Consider the following 22,801-nt stretch of genomic DNA (forward strand, 5'->3'; position numbering starts at 1 on the left):
AGGTGACTTCATTTTGATTAGAATGAAGTGCGCTTATAGCGTCGATATTCAGCAGTCCAGAAATTGGCTTCAATCGCTTGAGCAAGTAGCTCGTCACTGCAAGGCAGGGCATGTCCTTGTTCAATCGCGACTTTACCCACCGCAAGAGCGATGTGCTTACTGACTTCATGAATAGACTCAAGTTCAGGTAATAATGAACCTTCTCCATTTTTAGCTAACGGTGAGCACTCTGCTAATGCACGGCTTGACGCCATTAACATTTCGTCGCTCACGCGTTTTGCACCCGCAGCCAATACGCCCAAACCAATGCCAGGGAAAATATAGCTGTTATTACACTGTGCAATTTCAAATGTTTGCTCATCAATCACAACAGGCTCAAATGGGCTACCAGTAGCGACTAATGCTTGGCCTTGTGTCCAGTGCAAGATATCTTTTGGTGTTGCTTCAACTCGGCTGGTAGGGTTAGATAGCGGAAAGATAATTGGGCGCGGGCAGTTAGCGTGCATCGCTTTAATTATCTCTTCACTAAATAGACCAGGTGCACCAGACACGCCAATCAACACGCTTGGCTTACCATTTTGCATCACGTCTAATAAGGAGACATTGTCATTGGCTGTTTGCCAACTAGCAATTTGATCTGCGTCTTGGGCTAACTTCTGCTGGAATGGCAGTAAGTTAGGCATGTTGTTTTGCAGCAGTCCCCAGCGGTCAACCATATACACTTGACTGCGAGCTTGTGCTTCATCGATACCTTCAGACACCATTTGTGACACGATGGCCTCGGCAATACCGCATCCAGCTGAGCCTGCACCTAAGAAAGCGACAGTTTGCTTGCTCAGTTGAGTATTGGCGGCTTTACAAGCGGCCAATAGCGAGCCGACAGTAACGGCTGCAGTGCCTTGAATATCGTCGTTAAAACAGCAGTACTGATCTTTATAACGCTCAAGCAAAGGCATGGCATTTTTTTGTGCGAAGTCTTCAAATTGAATCAGTGCATCGGGCCAGCGGCGATGTACTGCTTGCATAAAGGCTTCAACAAACTCTGCGTATTCTTCGCCACCAATACGTTGGTTACGCCAGCCCATGTACATAGGATCTTCAAGTAGATGAGGGTTGTCGGTGCCTACATCCAGTGTAATAGGTAAGGTATAGGCAGGACTGATCCCGCCACAGCTGGTATATAAGGACAGCTTACCAATGGGGATCCCCATGCCGCCAATGCCCTGATCACCTAAGCCCAAAATACGCTCGCCGTCGGTTACAACAATGATCTTCACCTTTTGACGGGTAGAGTTGTTAAGGATGTCATCAATACGGTCTTTGTTTGGGTAAGAGATGAACAAACCACGGTTACGGCGGTAATCTTTAGAGAAACGCTCGCATGCCATACCGACAGTCGGCGTGTAGATAATCGGCATCATCTCAGTGATATGATTTTGAACTAAGCGGTAATATAAGGTCTCGTTGGTGTCTTGAATATTACGCAGATAAATATGGCGGTCGAGATCGTTGCTGAAGTTTTTGTATTGATCGTATGCGCGGTCGGCTTGTTCTTCAATCGTCTCGATGACGTGAGGTAATAGGCCTTCAAGGTTAAAAAAGATCCGTTCTTCTTCGGTAAAAGCACTGCCTTTGTTAATCAAAGGGGCTTCTAGAATCGCGGGTCCAGCAAAAGGAAGATATAGCGGGCGTTTATTATCGTCCATGGGTAACCTTTATGTGTTTTCGTTATTGGGTAAGCTGTCTTTTAAAGTTTGGCAAGATTATCACAAAGTGTGATCTTTGTTGTGCTTTCAATAAGGAAAAAGCCGAATTTTTTTACTCTCGGTGAATCATGGTGTCTGTTTTAAACGCAGTAGCACCTTGTGGTTTATGACTGCAATAAAAAAGCACAGCCAGGCTGTGCTTAATTGTGTCACGGGCTAAGTTGCTACTTACCGCGATGTTTAATTGATAAACCAGCAATAAAGTTACGTAATACTTGGTCACCGCACTCTTTAAAGTGCTTATGGCCTGGTTTTCTAAATAGTGCACCAAGCTCTGATTTGCTCATGCGGAAATCAGCTAATGCCAGTGTGTTGATGATATCTTCTTCACGCATCTCTAACGCAACACGTAATTTTTTGAAAATCAGGTTATTGTTTAGTTTTGAGACGGGCTGAGGGATTTCAGCGCCCTCTCTAAGGCCACGTTTTTCAATGATTAAACCGTCTAAAAATAAGCACATAGTTTTATCATTGCAGGGCTGGTAACCCTCTTCTGCTTCCTTTTTAAGCATGTTCAGCAGGGTTTCTTGTGGCATTTCGTGTTTCACTTTGGCAAAGATTCTGATCATCTTGGCATTTTTATAGTCAAATACGAATCGAAGGCGGCGTAATATATCGTTGTTTATCATTAAAAATTCTGCTCATAAGTTGATACCGCGGCTGCGGTATCTCGTCCCTATAGTATAACTGCAACCAGCCTATGAACTGAATTAATTTTCAGCATTTTTGAGCCACTGCCGGATGTGTTGTCTTAGCTGGTCATGTAACGCAAATGCTCTGGGCACATCATCGAGTGACAAGCTGACATTTTCAAGTAGCAGTACTGTTAATTGATATTGGGGGTAATACAAAGACAAACTGCTGTACCCTGGAAGATAACCCCCGTGGCTATATTCAGTTAGGTCATCTTGATGACTGATTTGTAAACCGTATCCGTAACTAATGTGCCCCCAACGATGTGGACGCTCGGTATGGGAGGTGATCATTTGCTGATAGCTTTTGCTGTCGAGCAGTTGCTGGTTATGTAACTGATGCATGAATTGGCTCAAGCCGGTTACCGAAGCTTGTAGTCCTCCCCCTGGAAGCAAAGCGCTATCGATGTTTAACTCGCTGGGCTCAAGTGTATTGTGGGTTTCATGAAAACCCATGACTAACAGGGGTTGTAAGGCTTTGATTTCGTTTAATGAGCCCAGCTGGCTATATAACCCCGTTATCGCCTGTTGTTTGGTTAGCTTCATGAGCAATTGTGGGTAGCTTTGGCCGCTGACGTTAGTGAGAATTTGCGCCAATAGCTCATAACCTAGATTGCTGTAACGAAATTGGCTGCCGGCAGCAAATAGATTGTCTTTACCGATTGGTGTGACACCCGATGTATGGCAGAGCAGATGATGAATAGTAATGTCACTGTCATAGGGTGCAGGCTCGTTAGCCGACGCTAAGTATTGATTAATCGGCACGTTTAACTGAATAAGCCCTTGCTCTACAGCCTGCATGACGAGTGTCGCTGTGATCTGTTTTGACTGTGATGCGATAATAAATGTTGAGTCGATATGGATATCTTTTCCCATCACTTTTTGGGCGATGGTTTTACCTTGCTGGTTAATAATCAAGGCACCACTAAAAGGGAAGGCCGAGCGCTGAGCTATCTGCTTGAGTAAGGCATTAGCATCATCGCTAGAGATGGTTGCTGGTAGGTGAGTGTCAGCTGCCGCCCATGGTGACAGACATAGCAAACTGATGGTGGCTATTGCACAACGTAGATTATAGATAAATGTCATAAAACATCCGTGTGGTTATGCCTGCAGTAATGGCAGGCATTGTCAATGTTAGCAGGTGTGTTGTTAGCCTTATGAGGCGACTAACCAGTATAAAAATACTAATCCAAAGCTAATTAAGTACAGGAAACCAGCTGCTGCCAGTAAGCGCATCTTCTTACCATAGCGATGTTGTTGGGCTAACGACTGACTTGTCATCAAGCGGTAGTTTAGCCAAGCAAATACTATGGTTGTTAAAAACGCTAGAATCATCACAAACTCTAACAAAGGCAGTAGTGCGCCTTTGAAGAAAATGATGATGCCTAGCCCTAAGGCGCTGATCAACAACATGGTTAAGGTTAAGCGGGCATTGCTACTTTTACCTTGGGTTAATAATTGAAAGCCGTGTTCTAAGGTACGACTATAACCATCGATGACCGTCACTGTGGTACTGAAGATACACAGCAATGCGACCGAGCCGATTAATAATCGCGTGTTTTCACCGAGTACGTCGGTGTAGAGTTCGATAAGCTGTGAGGCGAATTTAACTCCTGATGCGGAAAATTGCTCGCCACTGCCATGCATAACAAGTGCGCCAAGTGCTAAAAACACCACTGCCAAGATGGCTGTTGTGATATAGCCTAGATTGAAATCAAACAGGGCTTGTTGCGGGCTGATTTGATGGGTCTTTTGTTTTTCCAGTAACCAAAGTGAATTCCAAGTTGATACTTCTATGGGCGCGGGCATCCAGCCCATCATTGCCACTAAAAAGCCCACTTGTGCCCATTGCCATGGACTTTGCGAAACCGCTACCGATGTTGAACTAAAGCCAAATGCCAGTGAAACGGCAATTAATGTGGTGATTGTTAGCAATAGCATGATCACTTTGGTGACTTTATCCAAAATCGTATAGTGGCCAAAGATGAGTAACAATAAACTCGACACCAGTACAATGAGTGCCAAGAGGTCGATGCCAAGAGGGATGAAAAGGCTCAACATCGCTGCAGTGAGCATAGTGACTCCCGCAGTGCTCGCGACTGCAGCGATACTGTTTAATCCAGTAAATAGCAGCAAGTAGCCACGCCCTTGCTGCTGGTAACCTTGTAATAAGCTTTTTCCCGTTGCTGCGGTGTAACGGGCACCAGCGGCAAAGAAAGGATACTTCAATAGATTAACCGCTAGAATGACCCAAGCTAACTGCCAACCAAACTCAGCGCCTGCTCGGGTCGATGCCACTAGGTGAGAGGCGCCAATTGCCGCAGCAGCCATCAAGACACCCGGGCCAATAGTACTGAGTAAGTGTGAGGGAAGTTTCGTTGACTGAGGTTGCATTTGAGCTGATTTTTCCATGCTTAAGAAGCAGTTCCTTTAAATAATGTTAGGCGAGCTGTTTAACTTACGCATTTGAGCACAATTTTCAATGACAATATTTGGTTATGCCTGCATTGGTGCTTGCAGGCAGGAATTGAACAAGTTGAGCTTTTGATGATAAATGACTAACCCATATGCAGCTTGTGTGACAGAGTCTATAAATATTTAGAAATTATCTCTTTGAAATCTTTGCGATTAAATGGCTTGGTAAAGCTGGATACGATGTTAACTTTCGTCAGCTTGAGTACCGCAATGGTCGAAGCCAATGTTTGTTCATCAAGGCCTGAAATCACAACTACCGGTTTACGCTGGGCAAGTTGAATTATTTTATCGATATGGGCAATGCCCGAAATTTTCGGCACATTTATATCTGTGATGATGAGATCCGCCTGTAGGTATTCTTCATCGCTGGGTAATTCATCTTTGACAATAATATTGCTGTAGCCGACCGATTCAGATAACTGATTGATCTGCCTAATCATGAATTCATCATCTTCTATCACTAACAAGGTTTTTATGCTCATGCTTGCGGTATACCCCTAACAGATCTGAAAAATAGTGGTGCTGACAAATAGTGTCGCGGCATGTCAGTTAAGTATTAAGAGCGTCAGTGAGTTTTGCAAGTGAGAAACGATTAAAGCAACGATCATCCTCAATAGAATATTACCCAGTAAGCATGTTTGATTGTCATCATAAGTTTACTTAATGATTTTAGCTGTATTTGACATTTCTAATTTAGGCGATAATTTATTGCGTGCGTAAAAATTACGCGACTGACTGAGGTTTGTTGTAGTCAAGTTATTGAAAAATAATAATATCAAAGGACGATTACAATGAACCTAGTAACAAAAGTGCCAACGCTCTGCGCGCTGGCAGTCAGCACCGTATTGGCAAATGATCTTCTAGCAGCAGAAGAAGGTATTGAGCGAATAGAAGTCACCGGCTCCCATATCAAGCGTACCGAAATGGAAGGGCCTTCCCCCGTCACATCACTTTCTGAAGAAGACATTGCAAACTCTGGGGCAACTGATCTTATTGGCCTATTTGCAAAGTTACCTATTTCAGGTCAAGGGACATTCTCGACCCAAGCTAACAGTAGTGATGATACTGCAAATGGTGGCTCCAGCGTCTCGTTGCGGGGACTGGGTGCTGATTCAACCCTCATTCTTGTTAATGGTCGCCGTGTTTCCGTAAGCCCTTTTGCTAAAGGGATTGATACAGCTTTTGTTGACGTTAATAACATTCCGGTGTCTGCGATTAAACGTGTGGATATTCTCAAAGATGGTGCGTCTGCAACCTATGGCTCAGATGCGATAGCCGGTGTTATCAATATTATTTTGCGGGATGATATTGATGGTGCAGAAATTAGCGCCAAAATTGGTGATACCAGCCAAGGTGGTGGGCAAGAGGAAAATGTCAGTCTTGTTTGGGGAAATAATACCGACAATAGCAGCCACACCTTTATTTTTGACTACTTTAATCGAGAAGAAATTCTTTATGGTGATCGCGATTATTCAAAATCTGCAAATCAAGCAGCCTTGAGACCAAACGATCCCTTTGCTGGAGATATGAGAAGCTCATCGGGATTTCCCGGCACCATCGCGTTAAAGTCAGACCCGACTAATCGATTACCTGATACTTTTGGCAATGATGTTTGTGCTCCTGAAGATATCGATTTGGCCAATAATTTATGTCGATATGATTATGCTCCAATGATGACCATGATTCCCGCCAACCAGCGATTTAGTGTCAATTATTTAGGTAAATATGATATCAACGATAATTTGCAAGGGTTTGCCGAGTTCAATGGCCAGAGTGCTAAAACCATAGTAAAAGGAGCTGGCAGTCCGAGCTTTAATGAGTTGTTTATGGATGCAGATAACCCTAATCATCCCTTTGCTAACTTACCTGATCATCAATTTCACAATCAAGATTTGACCATGAGGCGTCGTACCGTTGATATTGGAAACCGTAAAAAAGAAGTTGAATCAGATTATTATCGTGCAGTGGTTGGCATTAGAGGCCACCTCGGAGAATGGGATTGGGAAGCGGCATTTAGTTACATTAACAGTAAGTCTGTTGAGCGCGGTGTCGATGGTTTTCCTAATTCGAGACGAGCTCAGGAAGCCATTGATGATGGCAGTTGGGATCCGTTTGAACCTTCAACAAATACTCAAGCAGCGTTAGATTTTATTGAAACCACCACCACTCGAGTTGGCGAATCAACCAATCAATCTTTTGATGCTAAAATTTCAGGTCCATTAGTTGAGATGCCGGCAGGAGATTTAATGATTGCTGTCGGGGCTGAATATCGTGAAGAGTCAATTAGTGATAACCCTGATGATCAATTCTTGCGGGGAGAAGTCTTCGGTACTGAAGCGACACAAGCAAATGGTGAGCGAGATAATATGGCCATTTATGCAGAGGTTGCAGTCCCTGTGGTCGATGCTTTAGAGGTTCAACTTGCCGTACGTTATGAAGACTACAGTGACTTCGGTACCACCACTAACCCTAAGGTGTCAGTTTTATGGTCGCCAACTGATGACCTCGCCTTTCGTGGTTCTTGGGGGACGGCATTTAGAGCGCCTTCTTTGGCACAATTAGGGCTTGGTCGTACTGATGAGTCACCCAATTTAGTGGATACAATCCGTTGTGAAGCTGTCGGTAACATCAATAAAGCTTGCGAATCACAAGAGTACACCGCGATATTCGAGGGTAACCCAGAACTCGGGCCTGAAGAATCATCAAGTTATAATATCGGCATGATTTTCAATATCACAGACAACCTGAACTTTTCTCTGGATTACTATATGTATGACATTGAAAATATTATTGATTCAGATACGCAGTATGTTTTTAGTAATTATGGTGACGATCCCAATGTGGTGGAGCGACTTCCTTCTACTATTGCTAATGATCCCGGTGAGGTAGTGAGAATTTTTGATTCTTTTCAAAATATTGGTGATCTCACTACCAGTGGTATTGATTTAGATGCAAACTATTTACTCGAAACTGGTATGGGTAATTTCAAGTTCAGTTATGTGATGAACTATATGCTGGAGTATGAAGATAAGCGTCCAGACGCTGATGGAGGTCAGCGAGTCAACATTACTGCAGGGGACTTTGAGCAGCCAGAGGTACGTTGGACGGCTGGTGTGGATTGGCAATTGACTGACTTTAAAACGTATTTAGGTGTTAATTACATCGGAGAGTTTGAGCAGAAAGAGGCTATCTGGCAAGAAGGGATGGACAAGGTAGATGCGATGATGACGGTGGATGCGTCGATAAACTATCTTGGTTTGAATAATACCGTGTTAACACTCGGCGCGACCAACTTATTAGATGAGGAACCGCCGTTTTCTTACCATGATTTTATGGGGTATGTTCCAACCGTTCACAGTGGTCAAGGCCGATTTGTATACCTACAAGCCAGCTATCAGTTTTAATGGTTAATGACTCAAGCTCACTGATAGTGAGCTTGAGTATATTTGCTTACAGTTTGGATTAAGTGTTATTCCTACCTGACTATCATATTGTGGCAGATAGCATTATGTTAATCATTGATGTGACTTTGATTTAGCATTGGAGGGAAAATGATCACACTATTTGGTATTCCACGCAGCCGCTCGTTACGAGTCTCTTGGTTATTAGAGGAATTAAACCTTGAGTGGCAATATCGTCATGTTAATTTTGCTAATGGAGATAATAAGGATCCGAGTTTTTTAGCGGTTAACCCTTGTGGCAAAGTTCCCGCGATGCAAGATGGCGATATTTGCTTGTCAGAGTCAGCTGCAATCGTGCTGTATCTTGCTGAAAAGTACGGCCAAGGTGACTTTTTACCGGTTGCGGGTTCTGCCGAATCTGCATTACATCATAAATGGGTGAGCTATATCATTTGTGAATTAGAACAGCCGTTATGGACCATGGGTAAACACAAGTTCGCTTTACCGCAAGATATACGTCAACCTAGCATGCTGGCAGTTGCGAAATGGGAGTTTGATAAAGCGGCGGCAGTGGCTGAAAGCTGGGTTCCTGAAACTGGTTATTTACTGGGAGAGCAATTTACTGTGGCTGATATCTTGCTGGCGCATACCTTAGTGTGGGCGACCAGGTTTGAGCAAGACATTCCGGCAAAACTTTTAGCGTATCGTGACCGCGTTACCGCAAGGTCAGCAATGCAAAAGGGGCTTGATAAAGAGCTCGCCGCAGCCAGTTAACGGTATTGGCTACTGAAAACAAAAAAGCATCTATAAAAGATGCTTTTTTTGATTTTAAATTTGGGTTGCAGCCCATTTGGCACGGCTGGCTGGATTTTCTTTTAAGTCATGTTGCTCGCGATACTCTCGGTAAGCTTGCGCGTCCATGGGAACTAAAACGACATCGACTTCGAGCACCAACTTACATTCTTTCTTAATACGCCATGCAGAGGTGTTATATAGCTCTGCAAGGGGCAGGGTGCCGATAAACTCTGGGTTGTATTGTAAGTAAGTTGCTTGATTGTCGTAAACCACGAAACTTAAGGTGCGTTTAGGCTCTTTTTCAAATAAAGCCTCAATACCGTCACAGGTATTGAGCACTTGCATTTCAATGGTTTCATCAAACTCGGTTAGCTTTTTAACTGCCAGTCCAGATACCTCTGCTTCACCTTGTTCCCAGGCTTCAACCTCGTCGGCGCTCACCTTGACTAAGTCAGCGACTTGCTGAGTGCTTAAGCCCAGTGATAGGCGTAGGTATTTGATCTCAATTGGGTTAAGGCTGATATTTTTAGCCATGATAATGAACTCTTTTAATTAAATTGAATAGTGTATGATATACACGTAAAGTGACAGATTAGCTTTGTAGCCAGACCTCTTCAGCCCATTGCCAAAAGGATTCCCAGGTTTCACTTTCTAACTCATCTTCACTCCAGAGCATCACCTGACCTTCCTGATCGATGCAGTAAAAGTGGCTGCCTTGTTGACATACGGCGATGTATTCCCGTGGCATGCCTATTGACCAAGCGTAAGCAGTGACTTCGGGTAAATAGGTATGGGAATAAGGATCGCTGGCGGTGACCGGTTCTATGGTGCCATAAATGACGTCGCTGGCGTAAAGCAAGTACTCTTTTAACTCTGCAGGTAACGGAATTAAGATCTCTTCCTCTACTTGCACCAATTGGTCAAAGGTCGGCAAAGTGAGTGGCACTGGAACGGTTTCGCTGAGTTCTCTTAGGCGCTCTATGATGTCGTGCATCTTGGTTTCGTTGTAAAGTGATTAATTAGCGCAAGTATATCTGTTCTTGCGCTAATTTGTTAGTCGAGAGGGGAAGGATATCGTGGTATTTACGCCGCTTGAGGGGTGAGTAAAGTGGCGCGATCAATACGCTTATATTGCAACCAAGCTTTGTGGTACAGCTTGTGTGAGTCTTGTCTTAGCTGGGTTATTTGCTGGTTTTCAAACTCACTCGTTGGCCTAGCTTGTTGCTTTGCACGTTGCTCTATTTGCTGAATTTGCTCATAGACTAAGTGCTCATCGCCACTTTTAATTTCTGCAATGGCGGCTAGATGGAGCTGTACTTCTGCAATCATGTTACTGTCAGGTAGCTTCACCAGTAAGTTGATATCGCGATACCCCGACTCTTTTGGTGCTGCAAATCGATTTTTTACCTGAACGATTTTAGCTTTGTGGCTTAAACCTTCATAGACACTGACCAAATCAGCAATGTTGTGGCTGACGACACTGGCACGGACAATATCGGTAAGTTGACTGGCATCACCATCGAATTTATTGCTGATTTTTTGTTGAGCACGGGCATAACTTTTAATATCGGGGCTGATGATTTCTCCAGGAATACTGTCGGTTAACCCTTCGAGCATTGATAATAACTCCGATTGTGCTTCAGGGGCATGGAGATAGAGTTCATCAATCTCGCCGCTAAACTGACGAGTGAGAAAAGACTGTGAGGGGATGGATAACAGTCCATCAAGATCTTTATTGAGTGATTGACGGACAACATAATGCTCATTAGCTTCTTTAACTTGCGCTTGAATGTCCACTGGAGTCGCAAAAGCTGAGCGCGTCGAAAGCAATAGAAGGAAGATGCTAAAGGTACGAAATAACTTGTTCATGAAGATCCTCATAACTCGTTGGGAACCTCACTGTAACTGGACTTAACTTAATCTATGCTGAACGGTGAATGAACTAAAGTTTATCTTTACAACCACAAAATAAAAGAGCGCCTAAGGCGCTCTTTTTTATAGTAAAAATTCAGGTGTTTACTTACCAGATTTTCACTCTTTTTTCAGGTGCGATATACATAGCATCGCCTTCTTTTACATCGAAAGTCGTGTAAAATTCAGGCATGTTTGATAACGAGCCGATAGCTCGGAAGTGAGCTGGCGAATGCGGGTCAGTCGCCACACGGTTACGCATTGACTCTTCCTTGATTTTCGCGCGCCAAATCTGGGTAAAGCCAATGAAGAAGCGCTCATCACCAGTCAAGCCGTCAATGACTGGGGCGGGTTTGCCGTTGAGTGACATTTTATAGGCTTTATAAGCAATGGTTACACCAGACAGATCGCCAATGTTTTCACCTAAGGTCAGCTCGCCGTTGACGTGTAAATCATCGAATACCGCATAGTTGTTATACTGCTCTACCAGTGCTTTGCCTCGCGCAGCAAACTCTTTTAGATCTTGCTCCGTCCACCAATCGCGCATGTTGCCTTCGCCGTCAAACTTCGCGCCTTGGTCATCAAAACCATGACCCATTTCATGACCAATGACCGCACCAATACCGCCATAGTTAACCGCGTCATCAGCTTCCATGTTAAAGAATGGTGGTTGTAAAATCGCTGCCGGGAATACAATTTCATTCATGGTTGGATTGTAATAAGCATTGACCGTTTGTGGGGTCATATGCCATTCCCATTTACGGATGGGTCCACCAAGTTTTTCAAGCTCTTTTTCATGGGCCAATTGGCTGGCTCGTATGCTATTGCCAACAAGTTCGTCAGCTTTGATGGTTAGCTTGTCATAGTTTTCCCATTTATCTGGGTAACCAATTTTAGGGTCAAACTTGGCTAACTTATCTTTGGCGGCAACTTTGGTGTCAGCGCTCATCCAATCTAGATTATCAATACTTTCACCATAGGCTTTGCGTAAGTTCTCAACTAGAACTTGCATACGTTCTTTCGCTTCAGGTGCAAAGTGACGCTTAACGTAGACCTTACCCACGACTTCACCTAGTGTGCCACTAACCGTGCTAACGCCGCGCTTCCAACGGGGCTGTTGCTCTTGCTGACCATTAAGTGTTTTCGAGAAAAATGCAAAGTTTTCCTGATCAAGCTCTTCGCTCATATTGCCCGCAAAATGAGTCAATAGTTGCCATTGCATGTAGGTTTGCCAAGTCGCAAGCGAGTTATCTTTTAGGACTTGGTTAAAACCTTCAATAAAGCTTGGCTGATTAATAATGATGTCTGACTGTTTATCCGCGCCAATGGTTGCCAAATAACCGCTCCAATTAAAGTCCGGCGCCAGTTTAGCAAGGTCGCTTGTTTGGTATTTGTTGTATGTTTTGCTGCTGTCGCGAGTTTCAACCACATCCCAATGCTTTTCAGCAATCGCTGTTTCTAGTGCTAATACTTGTTCAGCACTGGCTTTGGGGTTGGCAAAGCCTGCAAGCGTAAACATCTTTTCGATATGTGCGACGAACGCCTGACGAATATTAACAAAGCGCTCTGAGTCATTGAAATAGTAGTCTTTCTCAGGAAGGCTTAAGCCGTACTGCCAAATGTGTGTAGCATAGCGGCTTGAGTCTTTAGCATCGACATTGATGTAAAACCCAAGTGGGGTGCCGCCGCCAATCGTTTGGCTATGGGCAAAGTAGCTTGCTAATTCATCTTTTGATTTTAGTGCGGCAATCTTATCGAGTTCTGCTTGAATTGGCGCAACGCCCAGTTTATTGAGTGTGTCGGTATCCATGAAGGACCGATAAAGGTCGGCGACTTTTTGCTCGTCACTGCCTGGAGTTAAATTAGCTGTTGCTGCTACTTCTTCAATAATGGCTTTTACGTCATCACGGGCTTGTTCACGTAGGTCATAAAAAGAGCCTGTGCTGGTTCGGTCACTGGGGATTGTGGCATTTTTTAACCAAGTGCCATTCACATAGTAGTAGAAGTCATCTTGTGGACGAACCGACTTATCAAAGTTGGCAAACTCAATGCCCGAGCCTAATGCTTGAGTGACCGCTTGGGCTGTTGCCGTGGGCTCTGGTGCGCTAACTTCTGCTTCTTTATTGTTGCAGGCGCTTAAACCTGTGATAAGTGACGCACATAGTCCGCCTATGAGTACTTTTTTCATTGTTATTCCCTTCGGTTTTGAGTGTTGCAAATCAATAGTCGACTATTGAAAGTCATCAATGTTGGCAACGAAACTGCTGTGACAACGAGCCTTGATGAAAAAACTATTATTGTGATTATTGATGGTGATACTAAGTTGGTCAGTATGTTACAGCGGTTGCGGCCGTGTAAATAGTCGCCTCTGGCTAATTTGAACCTTTTTGCCTAATCAACTGTAAGCAAAGGTTTCCTTGGCGTAAACCACGGGTTTTAAGCTTGTACAACCACGACTTTTTAGAAGCTGAATTGCGATTACCAAGGTGAAAGCTCATAATAATCGCCTGTCTGTTTTGTTAGAGTTAATTTGTGCGTTTAGATAAATATTTATGTGAGTCGAGTTACTTTACTCGCGCTTTGGCTAAAAAGGCCATTAAGTCCGGAGCAGTAACCTGTGATGGTGTCATTGTCAAAGATGCTGGGTTTAAGGTGTTAGATAAGCATAAAATTTGCTACGACGGTGATGAGCTTAATCCCGTTGGTGAGCGTTTTTTGATGCTGAATAAGCCGGCAGATACTGTGTGTGCAACCATCGATGATATGCATCCGACAGTGATTGATTTGCTGGATATTGAAAAGCCAGAAGCATTACATATTGCTGGGCGCTTGGATATTGATACAACTGGGCTAGTGCTAATTACCACAGATGGTCAGTGGTCTCATCGCATAACCTCGCCTAAAAAGGACTGTGGGAAAACCTATTTAGTCACCGTTGCAGACCCCCTTGATGATGCGTTAATCGCCACTTTCGAGCAAGGCGTTGCGCTGCGCAATGAAGATGGACTTACAAAACCTGCGCAATTAGAAATCATTGATAGCTATCATGCAAAACTGACGATTACCGAAGGTAAGTATCATCAGGTTAAACGTATGTTTGCCGCAGTGGGCAACAAGGTGGTCGCTTTACACCGGCACTCAGTGGGCAGTATTGAATTGGATGCTGATTTAGAACCTGGAGAGTGGCGTTATCTTACTGAAGAAGAGATTCAGTCGGTTTAAAAAAAGGCCCTCGTGAGAGGGCCATATGACTATTTTAAATCTATGTCGCCGCTAATTGTAGAGATCCGCACGTCAGCCTGGCCATTACCAAGTTGGAATTGTAAAGATTCGCTGCGGGTATATTTTGCTTTCATTGGTTTGTGATCGCTAAGGCCATTGCTGATGTCGCCACTAGGGCCACCATCAATCTTAAAGTGGGCATTAATATCACGTGGTAAATTCATCGTGATGTCACCACTGACACTATCAAGGCTCGCTTTATCAGTTAATTGCGTGAGGGTGATATTTAGATCGCCACTCACACTCTTTAACTCTAATGCATCCACTTGTTGTAGTTTTAGCTTGGCATTACCAGAGACAAGATCTGCTTGCACAGTTTTGGCTTGGCTTTCACTGGACAGGTCACCACTGACTAAAGTGAAATTGATACTGCCTTTGCTGTTGCTATCGGTAATGCTGCCTGAAACAGTATCTAGGCGAACATCTCCAGACAGTGATTGACTAATGATGTCACCAGAAACCGTTTGCAGATAGATATTGTCACTTAATGTTTTAGCTTGAATGTCACCGCTGACGGTGTCGAGGTGGATTTTGCCCTGCAATGCTTGTATGTCAAAGTCGGATGAGACACCATCCATATCCACCGTGAGATTTTTAGGAACCATAAAGGTCAACTTAGAGCCTTTTTTATTACTGCCTTTGTAACGCTTAGGCATTTTGTCTTCTAGTCTGACAGTATTGCCATCTTGTTCAATGCTAAAGCCTTCGCTAAGTTCATCTAAGGTCCCTTTAATGCTGATCATCGGTTTATCCCAAGACGAAACCGATACTTCACCGCGTTGGACTGTGATGGAAAGTTTTAGGTCTGCAGTAACCTCTATGGTCTTATCTATTTTTTCGCTGGCATATACGCTTTGTGCAACCAATACAATTGGCAAGATTAATGCGCTAAGTTTGCGTCCTATATTCATATCATCACTCCATCTTTTAGCTGATTATTCGGCAGTTTTTGCATTTGTTTAAGCAGTTCAATTTCGCGTTTTTGTGTCCAGAGCCACATTTGCCACAACTGTTTATCGGTTGGGTCGCGTCGCAGGTTGTCATATAGCTCTTTGGCCGCATTACGAAGTTGGTCGATACCATCATTGAAGATGGGTTCATATTGATTGTCTCTAAGTCCAACTAGTTGGCGGTTGTCTTCTAACGCAGATACTTGTGATTGGTGTTGCAGCTCAATCGCATCGATAGTGGCCAGTAGCGCATTGTCGGTATCTATATGCTGTGGGGGGCGAATCAGATAGCCAATAAGTAAGCCGATAACTAGGGTCGCAGCAATGGCCACCTTTGTTGAATAGCCTTGCTTTGGGCTAATTCTGTCTTCGATTTTTGCCCATACTTGGGGGCTTGGTTCAAGCTCTCTAGGCAGTGAATCTAGCATTTGTTGCCATTGCGTTGCTTTATCACTCATAAGATCTGCTCCTGTAATAAAGTTTTAGCTCGATGGTATTGGGCTTTGCTTGTGCCTGTTGCAATATCTAGCAGCTCAGCGATTTCTTGATGGGTATAGCCTTCAAGGGCGAATAGCACGAAAACAATGCGTGTTCGCTCTGGTAGCTTGAGTAGCAGCTTATCAAGGTTCTCATAATGTGCTTGCTCTACTTGAGGCTCTATATGCTCATCTATGGGTAAAAAGCGATGCCAAAAGCTGCGATGTTTTTTTAAAGTGGTCAGTGCTTGGTTAACACTCAATTTATGTAGCCAAGTAGAAAACTGGCTATTGCCCGCAAACAACGGCAGTTTTTGCCAAGCACGTACAAATGCATCTTGAAGCGCTTCTTCTGCTACCGCACTATCGCCACACAAACGCAAACACAGTGCATAAATCTGCTTGTGATGCAGTTCATAGAGTGCTTTAAAGGCTTGTGTATCACCTGCTTGAGCATCAGTAATTAACTGTGCTTCAGCAATGGGCGTTGCAGCCTTGGTGGCCAGACTTGCGGTCAAATTGATATCCCTATACCAGTGTGAATATTGATTAGACACCTTGAAGGCAGCAAAAGGTTTACAACAATGTAAAATAATTGTGCAATTTGGCAAAGGGGTGGAGTTAAGGCGCAGCAGATGCTGCACCTAAGTAGCGATAAAAACGCTTAAATGCTTTGATACACCAGTTGTGCGCCAACTAAGTCGGCTAATGCGGTACCAACGGTTTTGAAGACGGTGATTTGCTGTGGGTTTTCTCTGCCATTAACTTTTGCGTTGCACAGTTCGGCCAGTTCTCCTTTGACCTGAGACAGTTCAAAAACACCTTCCTCGACTGGAATAAGTAATTCACCTGCTTCAGCAAACACATTGATTTTTGAATCGACAAACACATCGGCCTTAGTGATAAGTTGGCTATCACACTCACGTCTGTCGTGGTTATGGTTACCGACGAAATCGGTGTGGGTACCGGGTTGAACCCAGTCACCATTAAAAAGCGGTGTGGGTGAACCTGTTGCGCAGCTAATGATATCTGCCGATTGCACGGCTGGTTTGAGTTCTTCGCAAACGCTGACATTGATATCTGGTCTTTGCTGGAGGATCAACTCCACCGTCGTTGCGGCTTTGTCTAAACTTCTTCCCCAAACGATTATGTTAGTAATAGGACGTACACTTGCATGGGCTAGTGCCATGAATGATGCTAATTTTCCTGTGCCTAGAAGCAGTAATGTGCTGGCGTCCTTACGGGCTAAGTAATCTGAACCAAGTGCTGATATCGCAGCGGTCCGCCAGTAAGTCACGCTAGTGCCGTCCACAAGTGCTTGAGGAACACCAGTTTGGCGATCAAAAATCATAATTTTTGAATATAAGCTAGCTAACTCAGTGCTCTTTTTCGGGTTGTCAGGGAAATAAGTAAAAGCTTTCACCGCAATGGTTTTGTCATTCCAAGAAGGTAACACAGCAAAGGCGTCATGGTTGTTTTCATCACTATCTAATGGGAACACCTGTCGTTGTGGCATACCAGCAGGTTTAGCAAACGTGTCTCTTAATGCCTCGATTAACGCATTGAAATTCATCGTTTGGTGAACTTGTACAGCATCAATAATCTTCATAATCGCTCCTTTTGGTATATTGTATTCAGTTGTTGAGGTGGGAGTAAATAGCTGCAACATTTTTATCCCAAAAATACAATTGATTTCTTTTTGAGCAACTGACAGTTAATTAATTAGAAAAAGAAGAATAAACAGCTAAATATCCTTCCAATCATGTCGATATAGGTCTATATACCTATAAAAGAATGTGACGATTTTGTGACAGGCAGCGATTTTTTTCGCTTTCTTTTGGTTTACTACTATTTTTATAAGAAGTTCTGCCCCTAAAGGATTGTTTTATGCTCATACGCCACAAGTTATTATTGAGTGCAGCGGTTTCCATTTTGTCTTTGATTGCGATGTTCGCTTTACAGCGGTATTCAAATACAGTGCTATCTGATTTGTCGTTTGCCGCGCAGAAAGTCATTGAGCTTGAAAGAGAGATTCTGGGTCTACGTAAAGACGAGAAAGACTTTTTCGGCCGGCTCGAGATGAAATATGCCGAGCGTCATCGTCGTGATGCGGCAAATATTGAGGCCATCTCTTCAACGTTAAATGATGTGTTGGTTGACTATGATATCCCGGTGGATGATTTAACTAAGTTCCGCCAGGGGTTAGCGCAATACAGTAGTAACTTTGAGACCGTTGTTGCCATGCAACAAGAGATAGGGCTGACGCCAACATCGGGCTTATATGGCACCTTACGCAAAGCGGTTCATAACGTTGAGACTCTGGTTAAGCAATATGATCAACCTGATTTGATGGTATCTATGCTGCAATTAAGGCGCAATGAAAAAGATTTCATGCTTCGTCGAGATGTGAAATATTTGTCCCGTTTTGAAGGTAACGTTGTTGTTTTTCTAGAAAAACTTGAGCAGTCAGATCTCTCTTACAGCGTGGTGCAAGATATCAGCAGTTTGATGCGTGCCTATGAAAATGACTTTAAGTTGTTGGTCTCCAAACATCAGGCATTAGGGCTAGATGAAGAATCAGGTCAGATGAAAATTTTGCGTGAAGGTATTTTCCGGGCAGAGGATGATGCCAAGCGCCTAGAAGAAGTGGCATTAAAGTTGATTGCCGATGCGGAAAGCTCTGCAACTATGTGGAGTTTGATTATCTTCTTCATTATTGCTGCTGCGGTGATTGCAATTACTGTGGTGATTTTACGCAGCATTATGGATCCAGTGCAGCGATTAACCGATACCATCACTAAAATAGAAGAGAGCAAAGATCTCACTTTACGCTGCGATTACGATGCTCAAGATGAACTGGGTATGATAGCCACTCACTTCAACAGTATGGTGAACAGTTTCCAAGAATTGATTGAAGAGGTGTTGGCATCGGTAGAAACGGTAACCAACTCTTGCCAAGAATTATCTCATAATGCGATGCAAGCCTCTGAAGGTGTGAGTCGTCAATTAAATGAAACCGATATGGTAGCTACGGCCATCACTGAGATGGGGGCTACTATCGATGAAATTGCTAAAAATACCGAACTTGCAGCTGATAGAGCTAGCAATACCCATGACAATGCGCAGAAAGGTCAAGAGGGGGTAGAGCAGACCATTGAGAAGATTCAAGCACTCGCTGAAAGGCTTGATGGCTCAGCCCAGGTGGTAAGCGATCTAGAAAAAGACAGTGAAACCATTGGTAGCGTGTTGGATGTGATTCGTGGTATTGCTGAACAAACCAACCTATTAGCGCTAAATGCTGCAATTGAGGCGGCCCGCGCGGGTGAGCAAGGTCGAGGTTTCGCGGTCGTTGCGGATGAAGTGCGTAGCCTTGCGATGCGAACTCAAGAGTCTACCGAAGAGATTGCTGGTATTATTCAGACATTGCAAAGTCGAACTCGTTCAATTGTGCAATTGATGGAAGCGACCCAGAAACAGGGTGGTGAAAGTGCTGAGCAAGCGGCAAGTGCGGGCACCTTGTTGCAGCAAATCAACACAGATGTCACTAATATCATGGACATGAGTACTCAGATCGCTGCGGCGATTGAAGAGCAAAGTATGGTGGCCTCTGAAGTGAACAAAAACGTGGTGATTATTCGAGATATTGCACAGGAGTCATCGGTTGCTGCAGATGCCAATGCCGCCTCTTCTGATGAGGTTCGTGCTAGAGCTGAATCACTACAAAATGCGGTATCTATGTTTAAGATCTAAATATGTTTAAGATCTAAGTATGTTTAAGATCTAATCGGTAATTATAGAAAAAAGCCGCCATCGACGAGATGGCGGCTTTTTTATTCGCTATTGCATACTGCGAGTACGTATCGAATTAATACTCAGTGAAGTACCTATAGTTTAAAGCTACTAATTTGTAGGCGCATTCTCTCAGCCAAATCAGTAAGAGATGAGACTGAGTGGCTAATCTCTTCTGCGGAGCGGCTAGATTCTGAAGCGATATCACTAATGGTAATGATGCTGCGATTAATGCTTTCGGCGACGCTGCTTTGCTCTTCAGCCGCAGTCGCGATATGAGTATTCATTGCTGTGATGTTATCCACTGATGTGACGATGTCTTGTAATGCTTGTCCTGCTGTATTGGTTTGTTGATTGGCATTATCGACTTGAGTGATGCCGACATCCATGGCATTAACGGCTTCTTTTACCCCTCGCTGTAAGCCTTCGATCATGGTTTCAATCTCTTGTGTTGCTTCTTGAGTTCTTTGTGCCAAGGTTCTTACTTCATCGGCAACAACGGCGAAACCGCGGCCTTGTTCACCTGCTCGTGCCGCTTCGATGGCGGCATTCAATGCCAGTAGGTTAGTTTGTTCAGCGATGCCCTTAATGACATCTAACACACTGCCGATGTTTTGGCTTTCAGCGGCCAGATCGGTGATCACTTGTGCGGTACTTTGGATTTGCGCGGATAGTTCAACCATAGTGGTCATAGATTGTTGGACAATGCTATTACCTTGAGAAGCATGGTTATCGGCATCTTTTGCAGAATCAGCCGCTGCGGTGGTGCTTTGGGCGACTTCTGCAACGGTTGCAGCCATTTGATTCATGGCGGTAGCAGTTTGCTCCGTTTCGCTTTGCTGCATATGCATGCGCTCATTTGAGGCTTGAGTAAAGCCGTTGAGCTCCTGAGCTGATGTGGTCACGGTATTAGCGGCTTCTAGAATATCTTGCAAGATATGCCTGAGGTGCTCGATAACACCATTGATATCTTGAGTAATTTGCCCTAATTCATCATTGTTGTATTGTTTGATTTCAATGGTGAGATCGGAGTTGCGCTTGATGTTACCAAGCTGGGTTTGTATTGATTCAACTGGGCGCATCACACTACGATTAACCCAAAGGCCAATCAATATACCCGCGACGGCGGTGATGATCGTTAAGGTGATAAATAGCAACACTGATGTGTCATAAATAGCACTGACTTTATTCTTCTCTTGTTCAGCAATATCCAATTGCAGTGCTATCAAATCGGATATCTTGCCGCTGATTGGATCAATGACTTGGTATAACGGCATGATCTCAGTTGAAAGCTGACCAGAGATATCGCCTTGTAACCTCGACAGCTTGTTGACTAACGCGTTAATACTTTCGTTGGCTGGTATAAAGAGTGACTTGGCTTCATCTACAAGCCGTGCTTCTTCGCGCGTCAGGGTAGTTTGCATGTATTTGCCCCACACCATGGTGATATTTTGCTTGGCTTCTTGTAGGGCCTTGGTGGCCTCTTGGGCGGTGAACCCACCGGCATTGGCTTTGTTAATGGCATCGATAACAGATACCGCATAATCATCAGCGATGATTTTCAAATCCTCTAAGGGAACCACACGATCCTCATAGATAGAGTTCACCCCTTTTTCGATCTGGCTCATCATATTCAATGCGAGAATGCAGATTAAAACCAGTAAGGTAAGTGGCAACAAAATGCCAAAAGCCATTTTATGTTTGAGTTGGATATTGTTCATGGCCAACAAGCTCCTTGGTCCTAGGTCTTTCGTATAGTTTGTCAGGCGTTAGTCGTATTTATTAGGTATAGCAAAACCTGCTGATATTGCATGGGTTAGCAGATAAATAATTACGATGACCAAGGCTGAAGTTGCAGGTTGGCTAGGAAGAAAATCGTAGGCAAAAAAAAACCTCGCAATGCGAGGTTTTCTTGTTTAGATGCCGCAGCACCTAATCTAAATATGGTGCCCGAACCCGGAATCGAACCAGGGACACGAGGATTTTCAATCCTCTGCTCTACCAACTGAGCTATTCGGGCGACGGGGTGCATTAAAAAGCTTTTGTGGTTTTGAGTCAACTGTTTTCTGAATTTTATTGCCTGAAATAGCTTGTTTGCACATCTTTTGTGCCAATTGTTGCTAATGTGTTCACATTGGCATGTTTAGCTAGTAAGGGGGAGTAAACAAGAGCAGACAGTCTGATGCCAGCTTAAAATGTCACTTGTCGCTTATATAAACAATAGGCACTGTTGATGAGGGTAGATTTTGAGCATGGACGATGGGAGTGAGTGCTGTTAAGTTTAATAGCTTCTTTGGACCAGCAGGTTTCACTTAGGTGCGTATCATGAGCACGCATGCCGATTTCACAACATGATTCACCATGTATCTAATTTGGCATCGACTAAAACCAGATCGCTAAGAGCTCAGTGTTGGCAGCTACTCAGTGCCAAAAATAAAAAAGCCCCTATGATGGGGCTTTTATCGGGTATTAAGCGTTAAGCTAGACTAGTTGTTAAGCATGCTATTGTTTGGAAAGTTAGCTTGCATCACCGTCAGTACGTTGTCTTTTAGTTTATCTTGACCAAGTTCACCGTAAGCTGATGCCATAATTTCTAGTGCACGTTCGGTCGAAGGTGTTCCTGGATAGCCTTCCATCACCGATTGAGCTCGCACTGCTGCCGCACTCCATGCATTCATTTTCATATAGTATTCAGCGACTGCAATAGAATATTTGGCTAAGCGGTTTTTCAAATACTGCATACGCTTTTGTGCATCAGCAGCATACTTGCTGTTTGGATATTGTTTAATCAATCGGTCAAAGTCTTTAAACGCGTCTTGGGCGACTTTAGGGTCACGGTCAGTACGATCAATATTTAACATGTCGTGGAACAAGTAGCTATCAGACTGCATGTTGACTAGCCCACGCATGTAATAGACATAGTCGATATCTTTATGGGTCGGATTGAGACGAATAAAGCGGTCGATATTAGCGATACCAGAGGCTGGATCATCTAATTTGTAGTAAGCATAAATCAAATCAAGTTGGACTTGAGTCTTATGTGGTCCAAATGGATATCTTGAATCTAAAGCTTCCAATGAGCGAACCGCTTTAGAGTAATTTCCGAGCTCCATTGAGTTGCGCGCTTGAGAATAGAGCACTTCTGGAGAAGATTTGCTAAATTCCATGTCATCTTCTGGGCTACTACTGCAGGCTGTTAAGCCTAATGATATCAAGGCGATAGAAGCTAATTTGGCAATGTTATGCATACTTGAATTCGATTCT

Annotated in this window: 19 protein-coding genes and 1 tRNA gene; 4 read left to right on the forward strand and 16 right to left on the reverse strand. The window is 43.8% G+C overall.

What is annotated here, in order from left to right:
- Positions 1–17 precede the first annotated feature (17 nt).
- The 5 genes from ACHUFW_RS20615 to ACHUFW_RS20635 form a co-directional block, all read right to left on the reverse strand.
- On the reverse strand, positions 18–1,706 hold the full coding sequence (locus tag ACHUFW_RS20615; RefSeq protein WP_394205769.1) for an NAD-dependent malic enzyme: 1,689 nt from the start codon (positions 1,704–1,706) through the stop codon (positions 18–20).
- A 224-nt stretch (positions 1,707–1,930) separates the two neighbouring features.
- Positions 1,931–2,395: a YehS family protein gene (locus ACHUFW_RS20620; RefSeq protein ID WP_394205770.1), complete on the reverse strand. Its 465-nt coding sequence runs from the start codon at positions 2,393–2,395 to the stop codon at positions 1,931–1,933.
- Positions 2,396–2,476: 81 nt separating this feature from the next.
- A complete protein-coding gene (locus tag ACHUFW_RS20625) occupies positions 2,477–3,544 on the reverse strand; it encodes a serine hydrolase domain-containing protein (RefSeq protein WP_394205771.1) in 1,068 nt (355 codons plus the stop codon).
- 69 nt (positions 3,545–3,613) lie between these two features.
- Entirely contained in the window at positions 3,614–4,870 is a 1,257-nt protein-coding gene (locus ACHUFW_RS20630; protein WP_394205772.1) for an Nramp family divalent metal transporter, read from the reverse strand.
- 176 nt (positions 4,871–5,046) lie between these two features.
- On the reverse strand, positions 5,047–5,415 hold the full coding sequence (locus ACHUFW_RS20635) for a response regulator (RefSeq protein WP_394205773.1): 369 nt from the start codon (positions 5,413–5,415) through the stop codon (positions 5,047–5,049).
- A gap of 309 nt (positions 5,416–5,724) precedes the next feature.
- Between ACHUFW_RS20635 and ACHUFW_RS20640 the strand changes: the two genes are divergently transcribed.
- Positions 5,725–8,337: a TonB-dependent receptor plug domain-containing protein gene (locus ACHUFW_RS20640; protein ID WP_394205774.1), complete on the forward strand. Its 2,613-nt coding sequence runs from the start codon at positions 5,725–5,727 to the stop codon at positions 8,335–8,337.
- Positions 8,338–8,484: 147 nt separating this feature from the next.
- Complete coding sequence (locus tag ACHUFW_RS20645; RefSeq protein WP_394205775.1) at positions 8,485–9,108, forward strand: glutathione S-transferase family protein; 624 nt, start codon at positions 8,485–8,487, stop codon at positions 9,106–9,108.
- 54 nt (positions 9,109–9,162) lie between these two features.
- Here ACHUFW_RS20645 and ACHUFW_RS20650 read toward each other — a convergent pair whose 3' ends face one another.
- The 4 genes from ACHUFW_RS20650 to ACHUFW_RS20665 form a co-directional block, all read right to left on the reverse strand.
- Positions 9,163–9,663 (reverse strand): DUF4447 family protein, encoded by a 501-nt coding sequence (locus ACHUFW_RS20650; protein WP_394205776.1) that lies wholly within the window; start codon positions 9,661–9,663, stop codon positions 9,163–9,165.
- A gap of 58 nt (positions 9,664–9,721) precedes the next feature.
- On the reverse strand, positions 9,722–10,123 hold the full coding sequence (locus ACHUFW_RS20655; RefSeq protein WP_394205777.1) for an SMI1/KNR4 family protein: 402 nt from the start codon (positions 10,121–10,123) through the stop codon (positions 9,722–9,724).
- A gap of 89 nt (positions 10,124–10,212) precedes the next feature.
- The gene (locus ACHUFW_RS20660; RefSeq protein ID WP_394205778.1) at positions 10,213–10,998 is read right to left on the reverse strand and encodes a RelA/SpoT domain-containing protein; all 786 of its coding nucleotides are present in this window, start codon (positions 10,996–10,998) and stop codon (positions 10,213–10,215) included.
- Between the two features lie 151 nt (positions 10,999–11,149).
- Entirely contained in the window at positions 11,150–13,228 is a 2,079-nt protein-coding gene (locus tag ACHUFW_RS20665) for a M13 family metallopeptidase (RefSeq protein WP_394205779.1), read from the reverse strand.
- Between the two features lie 344 nt (positions 13,229–13,572).
- Here ACHUFW_RS20665 and rsuA point away from each other — a divergent pair, with 344 nt between their 5' ends.
- Positions 13,573–14,262 (forward strand): 16S rRNA pseudouridine(516) synthase RsuA, encoded by a 690-nt coding sequence (rsuA, locus tag ACHUFW_RS20670; protein ID WP_394205780.1) that lies wholly within the window; start codon positions 13,573–13,575, stop codon positions 14,260–14,262.
- Between the two features lie 29 nt (positions 14,263–14,291).
- Here the strand turns inward: rsuA and ACHUFW_RS20675 are convergent, their stop codons facing one another.
- From ACHUFW_RS20675 to lhpI, 4 genes are all read right to left on the reverse strand, one after another.
- A complete protein-coding gene (locus tag ACHUFW_RS20675; RefSeq protein ID WP_394205781.1) occupies positions 14,292–15,233 on the reverse strand; it encodes a DUF4097 family beta strand repeat-containing protein in 942 nt (313 codons plus the stop codon).
- The gene (locus tag ACHUFW_RS20680) at positions 15,230–15,730 is read right to left on the reverse strand and encodes a hypothetical protein (protein ID WP_394205782.1); all 501 of its coding nucleotides are present in this window, start codon (positions 15,728–15,730) and stop codon (positions 15,230–15,232) included. The genes ACHUFW_RS20675 and ACHUFW_RS20680 overlap by 4 nt, the downstream gene beginning before the upstream one ends.
- On the reverse strand, positions 15,727–16,266 hold the full coding sequence (locus ACHUFW_RS20685; RefSeq protein ID WP_394205783.1) for an RNA polymerase sigma factor: 540 nt from the start codon (positions 16,264–16,266) through the stop codon (positions 15,727–15,729). The genes ACHUFW_RS20680 and ACHUFW_RS20685 overlap by 4 nt, the downstream gene beginning before the upstream one ends.
- 146 nt (positions 16,267–16,412) lie before the next feature.
- Positions 16,413–17,357 carry a bifunctional Delta(1)-pyrroline-2-carboxylate/Delta(1)-piperideine-2-carboxylate reductase gene (gene lhpI / locus ACHUFW_RS20690; RefSeq protein WP_394205784.1) on the reverse strand — a complete coding sequence of 315 codons (945 nt, stop codon included), beginning with the start codon at positions 17,355–17,357 and terminating at the stop codon, positions 16,413–16,415.
- A 278-nt stretch (positions 17,358–17,635) separates the two neighbouring features.
- Here lhpI and ACHUFW_RS20695 point away from each other — a divergent pair, with 278 nt between their 5' ends.
- On the forward strand, positions 17,636–19,498 hold the full coding sequence (locus ACHUFW_RS20695) for a methyl-accepting chemotaxis protein (RefSeq protein WP_394205785.1): 1,863 nt from the start codon (positions 17,636–17,638) through the stop codon (positions 19,496–19,498).
- A 134-nt stretch (positions 19,499–19,632) separates the two neighbouring features.
- Here the strand turns inward: ACHUFW_RS20695 and ACHUFW_RS20700 are convergent, their stop codons facing one another.
- The 3 genes from ACHUFW_RS20700 to ACHUFW_RS20710 form a co-directional block, all read right to left on the reverse strand.
- Positions 19,633–21,258, reverse strand: coding sequence for a methyl-accepting chemotaxis protein (locus tag ACHUFW_RS20700; RefSeq protein WP_394205786.1), 1,626 nt, complete (start codon positions 21,256–21,258; stop codon positions 19,633–19,635).
- Between the two features lie 223 nt (positions 21,259–21,481).
- Positions 21,482–21,557, reverse strand: a tRNA-Phe gene (locus tag ACHUFW_RS20705).
- A gap of 466 nt (positions 21,558–22,023) precedes the next feature.
- A complete protein-coding gene (locus ACHUFW_RS20710; protein ID WP_394205787.1) occupies positions 22,024–22,785 on the reverse strand; it encodes an outer membrane protein assembly factor BamD in 762 nt (253 codons plus the stop codon).
- Positions 22,786–22,801 lie beyond the last annotated feature (16 nt).

It is taken from the genome of Shewanella waksmanii, assembly GCF_043643685.1.
GTDB classification, from domain to species: domain Bacteria; phylum Pseudomonadota; class Gammaproteobacteria; order Enterobacterales; family Shewanellaceae; genus Shewanella; species Shewanella waksmanii_A.

What these genes read in the sequence shown, in the direction of transcription:
- ACHUFW_RS20615 (WP_394205769.1), bottom strand. Translation starts at nt 1,706, where the DNA reads ATGGACGATAATAAACGCCCGCTATATCTTCCTTTTGCTGGACCCGCG.
- ACHUFW_RS20620 (WP_394205770.1), bottom strand. Translation starts at nt 2,395, where the DNA reads ATGATAAACAACGATATATTACGCCGCCTTCGATTCGTATTTGACTAT.
- ACHUFW_RS20625 (WP_394205771.1), bottom strand. Translation starts at nt 3,544, where the DNA reads ATGACATTTATCTATAATCTACGTTGTGCAATAGCCACCATCAGTTTG.
- ACHUFW_RS20630 (WP_394205772.1), bottom strand. Translation starts at nt 4,870, where the DNA reads ATGGAAAAATCAGCTCAAATGCAACCTCAGTCAACGAAACTTCCCTCA.
- ACHUFW_RS20635 (WP_394205773.1), bottom strand. Translation starts at nt 5,415, where the DNA reads ATGAGCATAAAAACCTTGTTAGTGATAGAAGATGATGAATTCATGATT.
- ACHUFW_RS20640 (WP_394205774.1), top strand. Translation starts at nt 5,725, where the DNA reads ATGAACCTAGTAACAAAAGTGCCAACGCTCTGCGCGCTGGCAGTCAGC.
- ACHUFW_RS20645 (WP_394205775.1), top strand. Translation starts at nt 8,485, where the DNA reads ATGATCACACTATTTGGTATTCCACGCAGCCGCTCGTTACGAGTCTCT.
- ACHUFW_RS20650 (WP_394205776.1), bottom strand. Translation starts at nt 9,663, where the DNA reads ATGGCTAAAAATATCAGCCTTAACCCAATTGAGATCAAATACCTACGC.
- ACHUFW_RS20655 (WP_394205777.1), bottom strand. Translation starts at nt 10,123, where the DNA reads ATGCACGACATCATAGAGCGCCTAAGAGAACTCAGCGAAACCGTTCCA.
- ACHUFW_RS20660 (WP_394205778.1), bottom strand. Translation starts at nt 10,998, where the DNA reads ATGAACAAGTTATTTCGTACCTTTAGCATCTTCCTTCTATTGCTTTCG.
- ACHUFW_RS20665 (WP_394205779.1), bottom strand. Translation starts at nt 13,228, where the DNA reads ATGAAAAAAGTACTCATAGGCGGACTATGTGCGTCACTTATCACAGGT.
- ACHUFW_RS20675 (WP_394205781.1), bottom strand. Translation starts at nt 15,233, where the DNA reads ATGAATATAGGACGCAAACTTAGCGCATTAATCTTGCCAATTGTATTG.
- ACHUFW_RS20680 (WP_394205782.1), bottom strand. Translation starts at nt 15,730, where the DNA reads ATGAGTGATAAAGCAACGCAATGGCAACAAATGCTAGATTCACTGCCT.
- lhpI (WP_394205784.1), bottom strand. Translation starts at nt 17,357, where the DNA reads ATGAAGATTATTGATGCTGTACAAGTTCACCAAACGATGAATTTCAAT.
- ACHUFW_RS20695 (WP_394205785.1), top strand. Translation starts at nt 17,636, where the DNA reads ATGCTCATACGCCACAAGTTATTATTGAGTGCAGCGGTTTCCATTTTG.
- ACHUFW_RS20700 (WP_394205786.1), bottom strand. Translation starts at nt 21,258, where the DNA reads ATGAACAATATCCAACTCAAACATAAAATGGCTTTTGGCATTTTGTTG.
- ACHUFW_RS20710 (WP_394205787.1), bottom strand. Translation starts at nt 22,785, where the DNA reads ATGCATAACATTGCCAAATTAGCTTCTATCGCCTTGATATCATTAGGC.